This is a genomic window from Burkholderia sp. BCC0097, assembly GCF_902832985.1.
Lineage (GTDB): Bacteria > Pseudomonadota > Gammaproteobacteria > Burkholderiales > Burkholderiaceae > Burkholderia > Burkholderia orbicola.
Genome location: NZ_CADFDM010000003.1, coordinates 347995 through 361423 on the forward strand (window position 1 = coordinate 347995; position 13429 = coordinate 361423).

Here is a 13429-nt window from a genome sequence, read left to right on the forward strand (position 1 = left end):
AGCGAGCCGACCACGCCGGCACCGGGCGGCGGCGACCTACCCGTCTCCATCGTCGACCGGCGGGTGACGTCTGCGCCACGCCGCCACCGCGTCATCCGCATCACTCATTTGCCCGGCCGCTCCCGGCAGGCCGTCGCCTGTCCGAGTGCACGCTCGGCCGAGCACCCCAACGACAAAACGGAGACATCCATGTCCGCATCCCCCCCGGCCGTTGCACACGCAACCGGTTCGGCAGGCGCCGTCAGCCACCGGCGCATCGTGTTCGCGAGCTTCATCGGCACCGCGATCGAGTTCTACGATTTCTACGTGTACGCGACGGCCGCCGCGCTCGTCATCGGCCCCGTATTCTTCCCGCACGGCTCCGCGACGGCGCAAGCGCTGTCGGCGTTCGTCACGTTCGGCATCGCCTTCATCGCGCGCCCGATCGGCTCGTTCCTGTTCGGACACTTCGGCGATCGCATCGGCCGCAAGTCGACGCTCGTCGCCTCGCTGCTCGTGATGGGCGTGTCCACCACCGCGATCGGCTTCGTGCCCGGCTACGACACGATCGGTGCGCTCGCGCCGGTGCTGCTGTGCGTGCTGCGCTTCGGGCAGGGGATCGGCCTCGGCGGCGAATGGGGCGGCGCGGCGCTGCTCGCGACCGAGCATGCGCCGCAGGGCAAGCGCGGCTGGTTCGGGATGTTCCCGCAACTGGGGCCGTCGGTTGGCTTCCTGATGTCGAACGGCCTGTTCTTCGCGCTCGCGCTGTCGCTGTCCGACGAGCAGTTCCGCAGCTGGGGCTGGCGCATCCCGTTCCTCGTCAGCGCGGTGCTCGTCGCGCTCGGCCTGTACGTGCGGCTCAAGATCACCGAAACGCCCGCGTTCCAGGCGGCCCTCGACCGCAACGAGCGCGTGCGCGTGCCGGTCGCGACGCTCGTCACGCAGCACTGGCGGCCGACGCTGCTCGGCGCGCTCGCGATGGTCGTCTGCTACACGCTGTTCTACATCTCGACGGTGTTCTCGCTGTCGTACGGCGTGTCGGCGCTGCATATTCCGCGCCAGAGCTTCCTCGGCCTGCTGTGTTTCGCGGTCGTCTTCATGGGGCTTGCGACGCCGCTGTCCGCATGGGCGTCGGACCGCTTCGGGCGCAAGCCGGTGCTGGTGGTCGGCGCGATCGCCGCGCTGTTGTCGGGGTTCGCGATGGAACCGCTGCTCGGCAGCGGCTCGATGCCGCTCGTCGCGCTGTTCCTGACGATCGAGCTGTTCCTGATGGGAGTGACGTTCGCGCCGATGGGCGCGCTGCTGCCGGAATTGTTCCCGACCAACGTCCGCTATACGGGCGCGGGCGTCGCGTACAACCTCGGCGGGATTCTCGGCGCGTCGATCGCACCGTATATCGCGCAACTGCTGGCCGCGCGCGGCGGGCTGTCGTGGGTGGGCGGCTATGTGTCGGTGGCGGCGGCGATCAGCCTGATCGGCGTCCTGCTGATGCGCGAAACGCGCGACGCGTCGCTCGTCTGACCCTCCGGGGCGACCCGGGTTGCAGGGCGGCGGGCGATGCCTATACTCGATCCTGGGCGCGCCGTCGCGCGCCCGGGGGACCCGCCCCGACAAGGAGCCGCCGCGATGAATATCCGCCTCGCCAATGCCGACCTCGTCCTGATCCTCGCGCTCGCACTGGGCGGCGCGCTACTGCTCGCGCTGCGGTTCCGGCCCAAGACCTGGCGCGGCCTCGTGTTCGAAGCGCTGCTGGCGAATCTGGCGGCCATCGCCGCCGTCGTCACGGTCGAGGCGTTGCTCGCGTGATCACGGCCGCCGCGCCGCGTCAGGCGGACAGCCGCGCCCGCAACGCCCCATAGGCAGGGCAGACCGCATCGATCGCGCCCAGCGCCTCGTCGACGGTCGGCATCGCGCCCGGCTCGCCGATCGACAGCGCATGCGGCGCGCCGCCGATGCCGCAATGGTGGCGCGACGTGGCGACGAAAATCATCACGGTCGGCCGCTGCAGTGCGTGCGCCATGTGCACGAACCCGGTATCGACGCCCACCACGAGCGCGGCCCGGCCAAGCGTCGCACCGAGCTCACGCACCGTCATCGCCGGTAACACGATCGCCCCCGGCGCACGCGCGGCGATATCCCGCGCGTCGTCGTGCTCGGCCGCCGATCCCCACGGCAGCAGCACGCGCACACCGCGCGCCGTCATCTCCGTGGCAAGCGCGGCCCAGTGCTCGGCCGGCCATTTCTTGTCGGGATTGGACGTCGCGTGGAACAGCAGCATGAACGGCCCGGCATCCGTCACGGCAGCCGGCAGGCTTGCATCCTGCGGGGCGACGATGCCGTACGTGGCAGTCCCTTCGGGCACGTAGCCGAGCGCTTCGCCGGCACTCACGCGCATCCCGTGCCATGCGTCGCAGTCCGGCCGCGGACCGAAGCGGTGCGAATACGCGAAGCGCGCGCCCGTTTCGCCGAGATCCTGCGTCTGGTAGCCGAAACGGCGCGCGGCACGCGCGAGCGACGCAATGATCGCGCTCTTGTAGACACCGTGCAGATCGATGACCGCGTCGTACCGGTGCGCGCGCAACGCCCTGATCGATGCCGAGATCGCCTTCAGGTCGCCGGCATTGCGCAGTTTCTTGAAGCGGCGCAGCGGCGCGCCCAGGACGGCGCTCACACCCGGATGCCAGCGTACGACCTCCGCGCACGATTCGTCCACGGCCCAGTCGACCGTCACGCCGGGGAACGCGCGATGCAGATCGGCGACGACGGGCAGCGTCTGGACGACGTCGCCGAGCGACGTCACTTTCACGATAAGGATGCGTTTCACGATTTGCGGGATTCTTGACTGGCCATCTTGGCATGCTAACGAGGTTGCTGTGCGCAGAAATTACGCCAACATTACATTTGCAACAAATTGCATCTCTTTGTGGATTTTTGTCGCTCACCAAGAACGTTTGACGCCCCCGCTGGCATCCCGTTCTTTTTATAATCCACTCTTTGCCCTCCGGCCCGAGCCAATGCCGCGCCCTGCCCTTCCCGCGCTGTTTCCCGCCCTCACCCGCCGCTCGCTGCGAATCTGGCGCCAATACGGTGTTTTCTGGCTCGGCGCGATCGTCGTCGGCCTCGCGGCCGTCCTGTACGCCCGCTTGATCGACTGGGGTTACGAGACGTTCCGCGCGATGCGCGATCACGCCGCCTGGCTGCCGCTGCTGTTGACGCCGGCGATCGCCGCGCTGTCGGCATGGATCACGCGGCGCTTTTTCCGTGGCGCCGAGGGCAGCGGCATCCCGCAGGTGATCGCGACACTGCATGCGCGCCCGAGCGCATTCGGCGCCCGGCTGCTGACGCTGCGCATCCTGTTCGGCAAGGTGCTGATCTCGTTCCTCGGCATCCTCGGCGGCTTCACGATCGGCCGCGAAGGGCCGACCGTGCAGGTCGGTGCGGCGCTGATGTTCAACCTGCGACGCTTCTACCCGCGCTCGAACGCGCAGATCGAACGCCAGCTCGTGCTGGCCGGCGCCGCGGCCGGGCTGTCGGCCGCATTCAACACGCCGCTCGCGGGCATCGTGTTCGCGATCGAGGAACTGACCCGCAGCTTCTCCGCGCGTGCCAGCGGCGTGCTGATCACCGCGATCATCCTCGCCGGCGTTGTCGCGCTCGGGCTGAACGGCAACTACACGTATTTCGGCACGATCAACGCCGGGCTCCATTTCCCGAAGCTGCTGGCGGTCGCGGTGCTGGTCACCGCGATCGTGACGGGCATCGCGGGCGGCCTGTTCTGCTGGTTGTTGCTGAATACGGGGCGCTGGCTGCCCGCGCAACTGCTGGGCCTGTATCGCGAGCGGCCGGTCGCGTTCGCCGCGCTGTGCGGCTTCACGATCGCCGTCGTCGGGCTCGTGTCCGGCGGCACGACGTTCGGCAGCGGCTATGCGGAGGCGCGCGGCCTGCTCGACGGCAGTCAGCAGTTGTCGGTGTTCTATCCGCTCCTGAAGATGGTGTCGATGGTCGCGTCGTACCTGCCGGGCATCCCGGGCGGGATCTTCGCGCCGTCGCTGTCGATCGGCGCCGGCTTCGGCAACGTGCTGCATGCCGTGTTCAGCAACATGAGCCTGCCGATGCTGATCGCGCTCGCGATGGTCGGCTATCTGGCCGCCGTCACGCAGGCGCCGATCACGTCGTTCGTGATCGTGATGGAAATGATCAACGGTCATGCGCTCGTGATTTCGCTGATGGCGACCGCGCTGGTATCGAGCCGCGTCTCGCGCTTTTTCGCGCCGCCGCTCTACGAAACGCTCGCGCAGCGCTATCTCGCGCCGGCCGCGGCAACCGCAGCGGCCGCTGCCAGCCACGCGACCGACGTGACCGAGCCCCAGGATGCAAACGCGGCCCCCGCCGATCCGCTCGACACGCTGCGCGACGAAGGCGGCGACGAGCCAGCCGCTGCGTCGGCGGCCGACGGCCCCGCGCATGCGCCGGGGCCGCACGATACCGGGCCGGCTGCGACCGACGCAAACGGCCCGGCGCAACAACACGGCCCGCGCGACGCTCAGTAGATCACGACGGGCGCTGGCCGGTAGTAGACCGGCCGCGCCGGCACGACGATGCATCCGGCCAGCGTGATCGCGACGAGCGCGATGGCGATTGCGGTTCTTTTCATCGCGCGTCTGCCTCAAGCCCAGTGGCCGCGCGTCCAGAACCAGTTCGGACCGCGCTGGTCCCAATGCCCCGGCACCCATTGCATGCCGACGCGCTCGGTTTCCCAGTGGCCGCCGATCCATACGTAGCGGCCATGGTCCCAGTGCCAGTGTCCGCGCTCCCACACGTAGCCCGAGCGCGTGGCCGGCACGACTTCATAGCGCACCGGCGGCGGCGCATTCGGCGCGACGACGACGATTTCCTCGGTGCGCACGGCGACCGGCTCCGCGACGACCATGCGCCCCTGCGGCACGATCACGGGCGTGCCGACGAGAATCTCGTCCGCATGCGCGGCAAATGGTGCGACGACGGCCGACAGGCCCGCGGCCAACAGCGCGAGCGAAACGATGCGACGTGAAACGGTAGAGACAGCCATCACAACCTCCTGGTTGAACAAGTGACGCGAGCGTATTCGTTCAATGCGGGAGGGTCGGTTGCGGCCGACAGGCACCGTGTTACGGCGTGCCCGAAAGTGCAACAGGGCGTAAGACGCGCACGGCGGCGGGTGCCGCCGTGCGGAGGGACACGCGCGAGCGTCAGGCTTGCGGAATCTCGATCTTCACTTCGAGGACTTCGAGATCGTCCTGGCGCTCGAGGCTCACGCGGATGTCATCGTCCGAAATATGGACGTACTTCGAGATGACCGCGACGAGCTCTTTCTGCAGCGCCGGCAGGTAATCGGCCGGCGGCCGGCCGCCGACCCGCTCGTGCGCGATGATGAGCTGCAGGCGCTCCTTCGCGACCGATGCGGACTTCTTCTTCTCGCCGAGGAGAAATGAAAGGATGGACATGGGCGGCCTCCGTTACTTGCTGCCGAAGAGGCGCTGCAGCAGGCCCGGCTTCTGGTAATCGGTGAAGCGCAGCGGCTTGTCCTCGCCGAGGAAACGGGCGACGACGTCCTTGTACGCTTCCGCGACGTCCGTGCCGTCGATATGCACGGCCGGCAAACCCTGGTTCGACGCGTGCAGCACGGCTTCCGATTCGGGCACCACGCCGATCAGCTTGATGCGCAGGATCTCGCTGATGTCCTCGAGCGACAGCATCTCGCCTTCGCTCACGCGCTTCGGGCTGTAACGCGTGATCAGCAGGTGTTCCTTGATCGGGTCCTTGCCTTCGGTCGCGCGCTTCGTCTTCGACGACAGGATGCCGAGAATGCGGTCCGAGTCGCGCACCGACGATACTTCCGGGTTCGTGACGATCAGCGCTTCATCCGCGAAGTACATCGCGTGCAGCGCGCCGGCTTCGATACCGGCCGGCGAATCGCAGACGATGTATTCGAAGTCCATCGCGACGAGATCGTTCAGCACCTTCTCGACGCCGTCGCGCGTCAGCGCATCCTTGTCGCGCGTCTGCGACGCCGGCAGGATGAACAGGTTCTCGCACTTCTTGTCCTTGATCAGCGCCTGGTTCAGGTTCGCTTCGCCCTGGATCACGTTCACGAGGTCATACACGACGCGACGCTCGCAGCCCATGATGAGATCGAGGTTGCGCAGGCCGACGTCGAAGTCGATCACGGCCGTCTTGTGGCCGCGCAGCGCGAGACCCGACGCGAAGCTCGCGCTCGTCGTCGTCTTGCCCACGCCGCCCTTGCCCGAGGTCACCACGATGATTTTTGCCATTTACCCAATACCCTGTGTTCGTCAATGAGAGCCGATCGATCCGGAGCGCACCGCGTGAATTACGTCAGGCGCAGCGGTTCGATCATCAGTTTTTCCTCTTCGAGCCGGATCTGTACCGATTTGCCCAGTACGTCGGCGGGCAGCGGGTTCTCGGTCGTTCGATAGATACCCGCGATCGAAATCAGTTCCGGTTCGAGACACGTGCAGAAAATGCGCGCGTCGTGATTGCCGTGCACGCCCGCGAGGGCGCGGCCGCGCAGCGGCGCGTAGATGTGGATATTGCCTTCCGCGATGATTTCCGCGCCGTGACTGACCGGCGCGAGCACCACGAGGTCTCCTTTCGCGTAAATCTGCTGCCCCGAACGCAACGGCCGGTCGATCACCAGCGTCTGGCCGCCGGCCTGCACGAGCGTCGGCGCGGGGTCCGACGACTGTTCGGGCGCCGCTGCGGCTGCCGGAGCGGCGGCGGTCTCGACGGCTGGCACGGCCGCCGGTTCCGCTTCGTCGGCAGGTTTCGCGGCCGGCGCGCGGCGATCGCGCGCCTCCAGCAACGGCAGGCCGGCTTCCCCCGCCCAACCCTGCGTTGCCAGCGCGACGACGCCCACCGGACGCATCCGCACGTCGTTCAGCATCTGGCGGATGTCCGCGAGCGCGACGCGTTCGCCGTCAGCCAGACGGCGGACGTCGATCGCGACGACATCGTCGGCGAAAAACTCGGGAGTCGCTTCGAAGCGCTTGACCAGTTCGGCACGCAACGCATCGAGATCGGTCGTCTTCACGGTGAACAGCAACGTATCGACCGATCCGCTGCGCAGCTCGAAGAATGGCGATTTTTTAAGCGACATGGACACTCTGCAAAAATTTTTTGCGTATTTTACAGGCGTCCACGCGTGCGGCCATTATTTTTGGGACTCGGGGTGGTGGCGGCCCGGGCGGACGGGCAACCGGCAGGCGGGCGGGCCAGCGGGCGATCGGGCTTTCATCGCGCCGCGCGGCTGGCGATATCGAGGGCGCGTCAGTGCTTCACCTGCGACACGAACAGCGATTTCATCGCGCCGGGCATCCGCGCGATCGGCGCATGTTCGCCGGTGTTGCCGAAACCCGCGCGCTCGTAAAAGCGGACCGCGTTGCGGTTCGCATCGGCGATCCACGCGTAGACGTCGGTGGCGCCGCGCTCGGCGAGCCATGCGGTGGCCGTCTCCAGCAGCAGCACGCCGCCGCGCAGGTGACGCACCGCATGCGCGACCCACAGTTCGCTGACGAACGCGCGCCGATCGGGCGTGTTGTCGAAATACGCGCCGATCATGCCGGCCGGATGGCCTTCGGTGTACAGCAGGAAAGTCGTCGACTCGTCGGACACGGCGCGCTGCGCGGCGATCGCCGACGCTGCGTCGGCTTCGACGGTCAGCAATTCGGCCTCCGGCGCTTCGCCGGGCGCGTAGGGCTCACGCAGCGATGCGGCGCGGAGTTCGCGATACACGCCGCCCTGATCGGCAGCGATACGACGAACGGTCAAGGTCGAACTCATGCAGGCACAGCCCCCTTCGGACAGCAAGCTATTAGCTTCAACCGAAAGCGGGGCATGAGTCAAATCGTAATTTTCAAACGCCGGCGCGGATCGAAAGGCGGCACAGGCCATCCGCCGCGACCCGCATCGATCGGTGTGCAGTTGCAGCATCGGTGCACGGACGCTGGCTGCCCGAGGGGGAACATACGGTCGTCATCGGACGGATCGTCTCGTTCTCCTTGCGATGCGTGGCCATCCGGTTTTGAGCCGCGTTGCATTGCTTCGCCGCGACCGTAATACTGCGTAATATAAGCACACAAAAAGCACGCTGCACCCCTGCTTTGCCGGGCGCTTTATTGCGATGCAACATTTGTTGCACCCCCTTCACGCCGGTGTGGACCGCCGCACGTCGAGCCATTCGTCTGACAAACGCCGCACCAGCCTGCCGGCCAATCCGCCTCGCCCGCATGTTTCAATCAGCACGCGTCGTCCCGCACCCGCGCGCATTGCGCGGGGCCCGTCGTTTGGAGCACCACGCCTAGCGCCGGGGTTTGGCAAGCGCGCGCACCGGTCGTATAACAGGCAGAACCGGACGACGATCCGGTGCCACCGCGCGCGTCGCGGACCACGAGGATTCGAACAAACTTGCATGCGGCCGCCCGCGGGCCGGCCGACTGGAGGGAGACAATGGCAATGACCAATGCACCGGCTTCGAGCTGGTCGGATGGCAAGCGTTATCTGTGGCTGCTCGGCGCGCTGACGATCACGCTGCCGATCCTCGCGGCACAGCTTGCGCTGTCGACGGGCCTTCACGTGTTCTGGTGGTTCGGCCCGTTGTTCGCGTTCGGCGTGATCCCGATCCTCGACACGCTGATCGGCGACGATCGCGACAATCCGCCCGAAGCCGTCGTGCCGCACCTCGAACGCGAACGCTATTACCGGTACATCGTTTATCTCGCGACTGTCGTCGAGTACGTCGCGTTCTTCATGTGCGTGTGGATCGTCGGCACGCACGCGCTCGCGTGGTACGACTACGTCGGCTTCGCGCTGTCGCTCGGCGCCGCGACGGGCATCTCGATCAATACTGCTCACGAGCTCGGCCACAAGACCGGCCGTTTCGAACGCTGGCTCGCGAAGATCACGCTGGCGCCGGTCGCGTACGGCCACTTCTACGTCGAGCACAATCGCGGCCATCACGTGCGCGTCGCGACCGCCGAGGATCCGGCGAGCGCGCGCTACGGCGAGTCGTTCTGGGCGTTCCTGCCACGCACGGTGACCGGCAGCATCCGCTCGGCGTGGCGGCTCGAAAAGGTCCGCCTCGAGCGGCTCGGACATTCGCCGTGGACCTGGCGCAACGAAGTGCTGCATGCGTGGGCAATGACCGCCGTCGTATGGGGCATCGCGATCGCGCTGGCCGGCAAGGTCGTGATCCCGTTCCTCGTGATCCAGGCCGTCTACGGCGCGTCGCTGCTCGAAGTGGTGAACTACGTCGAGCACTACGGGCTCGGCCGTCGCAAGCTGCCGAGCGGCCGCTACGAACGCTGCACGCCGCAGCATTCGTGGAACAGCAATCACGTCGTCACGAACCTGTTCCTGTACCAGTTGCAGCGACACGCCGACCATCACGCGAATCCGACGCGCTCCTACCAGGCGTTGCGCCACTTCGACGATGCGCCGCAATTGCCGGCCGGCTACGCGACGATGATCCTGTTCGCGTACGTGCCGCCGCTCTGGTATCGCGTGATGAACCCGCGCGTCGTCGCGCACTATCGCGGTGACATGGCGCAATCGAACATCAAGCCGTCGATTCGCGACAAGGTGCTCGCGCAGTATCCGGCGGCGGCGTGATGGTTCGGTGAGGGCTGCGTAGAAGCTGGTGGACGCCACTTGAAACGGTCGGCGTACCGGCTTCCGGTTTGGCACGCGTGCGCGGTGCGGCAGCCATGCAACAACTGTCAGGACTTCCGACGGCCGGTTCGTCACGGGGCGATGGTGTTCATCATGCAGCCACGCCGCATCGAAGATGCGACACGATCCGTGCGCGCCGACGACCCAAAACGAAAAACCCCTTGATCCTTCCGGATCAAGGGGCTTCGTATTTTGGCGGAGAGGGTGGGATTCGAACCCACGGTACGGGGAAACCGTACGCCTGATTTCGAGTCAGGTACATTCGACCACTCTGCCACCTCTCCTTCCTTACTGCATTTCGCGGCTGGTCGTTTCCGCGAGAAAAAGATTATAAGACGATCGCTTCGCGACTGACAAGCCCTTTCTGCAAATTTTTTGCGAGGGCGTCGAAAGACCCGCGTTACGACGCCTGTGCCGGCGCGTCGATCCGCTCCATGCCGCCCATGTACGGACGCAGCACTTCCGGCACCGTGACCGAGCCATCCGCGTTCTGGTAGTTCTCCAGCACCGCGACGAGCGTGCGGCCGACCGCCAGACCCGAGCCGTTCAGCGTATGCACGAGCTCCGGCTTGCCCTGCGCGTTGCGGAAGCGCGCCTGCATCCGGCGCGCCTGGAACGCCTCGGTGTTCGAGCAGCTCGAGATCTCGCGATAGGTGTTCTGCGCGGGCAGCCACACCTCGAGGTCGAACGTCTTCGCGGCCGAGAAGCCCATGTCGCCGGTGCATAGCGTGATCACGCGGTACGGCAGGCCGAGTTTCTGCAGGATCGCTTCCGCGTGGCCGACCATCTCGTCGAGCGCCGCGTACGACGTTTCCGGCGCGACGACCTGCACCATCTCGACCTTGTCGAACTGATGCTGACGGATCATCCCGCGCGTGTCGCGGCCGTACGAACCGGCTTCCGAGCGGAAGCACGGGGAATGCGCGGTGAGCTTGATCGGCAGCGCGGAAGCGTCGACGATCGACTCGCGCACGGTGTTCGTCAGCGAAATCTCGGACGTGGAGATCAGGTATTGCGTGACCGTGTTTTCCGCGCCGCCCTTCTCGACGCGGAACATGTCGTCCGCGAACTTCGGCAACTGGCCCGTGCCGTACAGAATCTCCGGGTTCACGATGTACGGCGTGTACGTTTCGGTATAGCCGTGCTGCTGCGTGTGCGTGTCGATCATGAACTGCGCGAGTGCGCGGTGCAGGCGCGCGATCGGGCCGCGCAGCATCGTGAAGCGCGCACCGGCGAGCTTCGCGCCCGTCTCGAAATCGAGGCCGAGCGGCGTGCCGACGTCGACGTGATCCTTCACTTCGAAGTCGAACTGGCGCGGCGTGCCCCAGCGGCGCGCCTCGACGTTGTCGGCTTCGTCCTTGCCGACCGGCACGCTCTCGTGCGCGACGTTCGGCATGCCCAGCATCAGGTCGGACAGGCGCGCCTGGATCTCGCCGAGCTTGGCTTCCGACGCCTTCATGTCGTCGCCGATCCCGCCAACCTCGGCCATCACGGCCGACGTGTCCTCGCCCTTGCCCTTCATCGCGCCGATCTGCTTCGACAGGCTGTTGCGGCGCGCCTGGAGCTCTTCGGTGTGGGTCTGGATCGCGCGGCGTTCCGCTTCGAGTGCGGAGAACGCGGCGACGTCGAGGGTGTAGCCGCGATCGGCGAGGCGCTTGGCGACGCCGTCGAGGTCTTTGCGCAGCAACTGGATGTCGAGCATGGGAGGACTTGGAAAATCGTTGTGTAAGACGGGAATTCTAACGCACCGCGCGCCTGCCACGGCACCGGCCGGATGGACAATGCCGCAAACGGGCGGCCATGGCAGTATCGCATTGGCGGTCCGCCGCATCGGTGACCGGCGAATTGCCGCGCGTCTGGCCATGACGGATCACGACACGACCGCGCCGGCTGGCAGCGACCGAATCAGGCGGAGCGCCGGCTCCGCGTCACAGCACACCTGGGAATCCGATGACCATCGAACTCGACAAGGACGTACGCGACCGCGCGATCGCGTCGCTGCAACGCTATTTCACAGAAAACATGGACGAGCCGATCGGCAACATCCAGGCCGGCGCGCTGCTGCATTTCTTCATCCAGGAAATCGCGCCGACCATCTACAACCTCGCGATCGCCGACGCGCAGGAACGCCTGCATGCGCGGGTGGCCGAACTCGACATCGAATGCCACGAAGAGCCGTTCGAATACTGGAAGCAACAGCCGTCGGGCCGCAAGCGCTGATGCATCCGGGGCTACGCGGATCGAACCGGCCTGCGGGGCGCCGTCAGTCCTTCTTGCCGGCCTCGCGATCGAGCTCGCGCAGCCATGCGAGCTTCTCGGCGATCTTCGATTCGAGCCCGCGCGGCACCGGCTGATACCAGCGCGGCTCGCGCATCCCGTCCGGCAGGTACGTCTCGCCGGCCGCATACGCGTTCGGCTCGTCGTGTGCGTAACGATAGGCGTGACCATAGCCGAGCTCCTTCATCAGCTTGGTCGGCGCGTTGCGCAGGTGGACGGGCACCTCGCGCGATTTGTCCTGCTTCACGAACGCCATCGCCTGGTTGAACGCGTTGTAGCCGGCGTTGCTCTTCGCCGCGCACGCGAGATAGATCACGGCCTGCCCGAGCGCGAGTTCGCCTTCCGGCGAGCCGAGGCGCTCGTAGGTTTCGGCCGCGTCGTTCGCCACCTGCAACGCGCGCGGGTCGGCCAGGCCGATGTCTTCCCAGGCCATCCGCACGATGCGCCGCGCGAGATACTTCGGGTCCGCGCCGCCGTCGATCATCCGGCAGAACCAGTACAGCGCGCCGTCCGGGCTCGAGCCGCGCACCGACTTGTGCAGCGCCGAAATCTGGTCGTAGAAGTTGTCGCCGCCCTTGTCGAAGCGCCGCGCGTTCAGCGTCATCGCATTGCTGACGAAATCGGCATCGATCGTCGCGACCCCGGCCGACGTCGCCGCCGTCTGCGCCTGTTCGAGCAGGTTCAGGAAGCGGCGCGCGTCGCCGTCCGCGTAGCCGACCAGCGTATCGATCGCCTTGTCGTCGAACGCGAGGCCGTCGAGCGCGATTTCCTGCGCGCGCTTGAGCAACTGGCGCATCTCGTCGTCGTTCAGCGACTTCAGCACGTACACCTGCGCACGCGACAGCAACGCCGAATTGACCTCGAAACTCGGGTTTTCGGTCGTCGCGCCGATGAAGGTCACGAGGCCCGACTCGACGAACGGCAGCAGCGCATCCTGCTGCCCCTTGTTGAAGCGGTGGATCTCGTCGACGAACAGGATCGTGTGGCGACCGGTGCGGTTCAGCGTGTCCTTCGCCTGCTCCATCGACTCGCGGATGTCCTTCACGCCGCCGAGCACCGCGGACAGCGCGATGAACTCGCAGTCGAACGCGAGCGCGGTGAGCCGCGCGAGCGTCGTCTTGCCGACGCCGGGCGGCCCCCACAGGATCATCGAATGCGGCTTGCCCGATTCGAACGCAAGCCGCAGCGGCTTGCCTTCGCCCAGCAAATGCGTCTGGCCGATCACCTCGGCGAGCGTTTTCGGCCGCAGCGCCTCGGCGAGCGGGCGGCGCGGCTCGACTTGAAACAGGTCGGACATGAACCCTCGCTCCACATCAAACGGTCGCGGCCGAACCGGCCGCCGGACCCGACATTATGACAGCCGCGCGAGCGCGCCGCCGGGCCCGGGGGTGCCCACGCCTGTTAGCCGCGTCTGCGTCTGTTGCACACGTCCCAAAACAACACGGGC

13 protein-coding genes and 1 tRNA gene are annotated in these 13429 nt (G+C 66.6%); 5 read left to right on the top strand and 9 right to left on the bottom strand.

The window, feature by feature from the left end; genetic code table 11:
* Positions 1 to 189: 189 nt before the first annotated feature.
* On the top strand, positions 190 to 1500 hold the full coding sequence (locus HWX07_RS11245) for an MFS transporter (protein ID WP_023475198.1): 1311 nt from the start codon (positions 190 to 192) through the stop codon (positions 1498 to 1500).
* Positions 1501 to 1605: 105 nt separating this feature from the next.
* Positions 1606 to 1785 carry a hypothetical protein gene (locus HWX07_RS11250; RefSeq protein WP_006486620.1) on the top strand — a complete coding sequence of 60 codons (180 nt, stop codon included), beginning with the start codon at positions 1606 to 1608 and terminating at the stop codon, positions 1783 to 1785.
* Positions 1786 to 1804: 19 nt separating this feature from the next.
* Here the strand turns inward: HWX07_RS11250 and waaC are convergent, their stop codons facing one another.
* Positions 1805 to 2803: a lipopolysaccharide heptosyltransferase I gene (gene waaC, locus HWX07_RS11255; protein ID WP_175876348.1), complete on the bottom strand. Its 999-nt coding sequence runs from the start codon at positions 2801 to 2803 to the stop codon at positions 1805 to 1807.
* A 190-nt stretch (positions 2804 to 2993) separates the two neighbouring features.
* On the opposite strand from waaC, the gene HWX07_RS11260 reads away from it, so the two are divergent.
* On the top strand, positions 2994 to 4529 hold the full coding sequence (locus HWX07_RS11260) for a chloride channel protein (RefSeq protein WP_175876349.1): 1536 nt from the start codon (positions 2994 to 2996) through the stop codon (positions 4527 to 4529).
* 116 nt (positions 4530 to 4645) lie between these two features.
* On the opposite strand, the gene HWX07_RS11265 is transcribed toward HWX07_RS11260, so the two are convergent.
* From HWX07_RS11265 to HWX07_RS11285, 5 genes are all read right to left on the bottom strand, one after another.
* The gene (locus tag HWX07_RS11265; RefSeq protein ID WP_175876350.1) at positions 4646 to 5047 is read right to left on the bottom strand and encodes a YXWGXW repeat-containing protein; all 402 of its coding nucleotides are present in this window, start codon (positions 5045 to 5047) and stop codon (positions 4646 to 4648) included.
* A gap of 160 nt (positions 5048 to 5207) precedes the next feature.
* On the bottom strand, positions 5208 to 5462 hold the full coding sequence (minE, locus tag HWX07_RS11270; RefSeq protein ID WP_006476634.1) for a cell division topological specificity factor MinE: 255 nt from the start codon (positions 5460 to 5462) through the stop codon (positions 5208 to 5210).
* Between the two features lie 12 nt (positions 5463 to 5474).
* Positions 5475 to 6290 (bottom strand): septum site-determining protein MinD, encoded by an 816-nt coding sequence (minD, locus tag HWX07_RS11275; protein ID WP_046545140.1) that lies wholly within the window; start codon positions 6288 to 6290, stop codon positions 5475 to 5477.
* A 59-nt stretch (positions 6291 to 6349) separates the two neighbouring features.
* Positions 6350 to 7135, bottom strand: coding sequence for a septum site-determining protein MinC (minC, locus tag HWX07_RS11280; RefSeq protein ID WP_012328092.1), 786 nt, complete (start codon positions 7133 to 7135; stop codon positions 6350 to 6352).
* A gap of 170 nt (positions 7136 to 7305) precedes the next feature.
* Positions 7306 to 7929 (bottom strand): GNAT family N-acetyltransferase, encoded by a 624-nt coding sequence (locus HWX07_RS11285; RefSeq protein ID WP_226108671.1) that lies wholly within the window; start codon positions 7927 to 7929, stop codon positions 7306 to 7308.
* 555 nt (positions 7930 to 8484) lie between these two features.
* Here HWX07_RS11285 and HWX07_RS11290 point away from each other — a divergent pair.
* On the top strand, positions 8485 to 9645 hold the full coding sequence (locus HWX07_RS11290) for an alkane 1-monooxygenase (RefSeq protein ID WP_175876351.1): 1161 nt from the start codon (positions 8485 to 8487) through the stop codon (positions 9643 to 9645).
* A 253-nt stretch (positions 9646 to 9898) separates the two neighbouring features.
* Here the strand turns inward: HWX07_RS11290 and HWX07_RS11295 are convergent.
* Positions 9899 to 9989 (bottom strand) — tRNA-Ser (locus HWX07_RS11295).
* A 116-nt stretch (positions 9990 to 10105) separates the two neighbouring features.
* The gene (gene serS, locus HWX07_RS11300) at positions 10106 to 11407 is read right to left on the bottom strand and encodes a serine--tRNA ligase (protein ID WP_011544835.1); all 1302 of its coding nucleotides are present in this window, start codon (positions 11405 to 11407) and stop codon (positions 10106 to 10108) included.
* A gap of 248 nt (positions 11408 to 11655) precedes the next feature.
* On the opposite strand from serS, the gene HWX07_RS11305 reads away from it, so the two are divergent.
* Entirely contained in the window at positions 11656 to 11925 is a 270-nt protein-coding gene (locus HWX07_RS11305; RefSeq protein ID WP_124463746.1) for a DUF2164 domain-containing protein, read from the top strand.
* Positions 11926 to 11968: 43 nt separating this feature from the next.
* On the opposite strand, the gene HWX07_RS11310 is transcribed toward HWX07_RS11305, so the two are convergent.
* On the bottom strand, positions 11969 to 13279 hold the full coding sequence (locus HWX07_RS11310; protein WP_012328088.1) for a replication-associated recombination protein A: 1311 nt from the start codon (positions 13277 to 13279) through the stop codon (positions 11969 to 11971).
* Positions 13280 to 13429 lie beyond the last annotated feature (150 nt).

Bases quoted from the DNA above. Each gene is read 5' to 3' on its own strand.
- minC (WP_012328092.1), bottom strand. From the start codon at position 7,135: ATGTCGCTTAAAAAATCGCCATTCTTCGAGCTGCGCAGCGGATCGGTC.
- HWX07_RS11285 (WP_226108671.1), bottom strand. From the start codon at position 7,929: ATGGCCTGTGCCGCCTTTCGATCCGCGCCGGCGTTTGAAAATTACGAT.
- minE (WP_006476634.1), bottom strand. From the start codon at position 5,462: ATGTCCATCCTTTCATTTCTCCTCGGCGAGAAGAAGAAGTCCGCATCG.
- HWX07_RS11265 (WP_175876350.1), bottom strand. From the start codon at position 5,047: ATGGCTGTCTCTACCGTTTCACGTCGCATCGTTTCGCTCGCGCTGTTG.
- HWX07_RS11245 (WP_023475198.1), top strand. From the start codon at position 190: ATGTCCGCATCCCCCCCGGCCGTTGCACACGCAACCGGTTCGGCAGGC.
- HWX07_RS11310 (WP_012328088.1), bottom strand. From the start codon at position 13,279: ATGTCCGACCTGTTTCAAGTCGAGCCGCGCCGCCCGCTCGCCGAGGCG.
- HWX07_RS11250 (WP_006486620.1), top strand. From the start codon at position 1,606: ATGAATATCCGCCTCGCCAATGCCGACCTCGTCCTGATCCTCGCGCTC.
- serS (WP_011544835.1), bottom strand. From the start codon at position 11,407: ATGCTCGACATCCAGTTGCTGCGCAAAGACCTCGACGGCGTCGCCAAG.
- minD (WP_046545140.1), bottom strand. From the start codon at position 6,290: ATGGCAAAAATCATCGTGGTGACCTCGGGCAAGGGCGGCGTGGGCAAG.
- HWX07_RS11260 (WP_175876349.1), top strand. From the start codon at position 2,994: ATGCCGCGCCCTGCCCTTCCCGCGCTGTTTCCCGCCCTCACCCGCCGC.
- HWX07_RS11290 (WP_175876351.1), top strand. From the start codon at position 8,485: ATGGCAATGACCAATGCACCGGCTTCGAGCTGGTCGGATGGCAAGCGT.
- HWX07_RS11305 (WP_124463746.1), top strand. From the start codon at position 11,656: ATGACCATCGAACTCGACAAGGACGTACGCGACCGCGCGATCGCGTCG.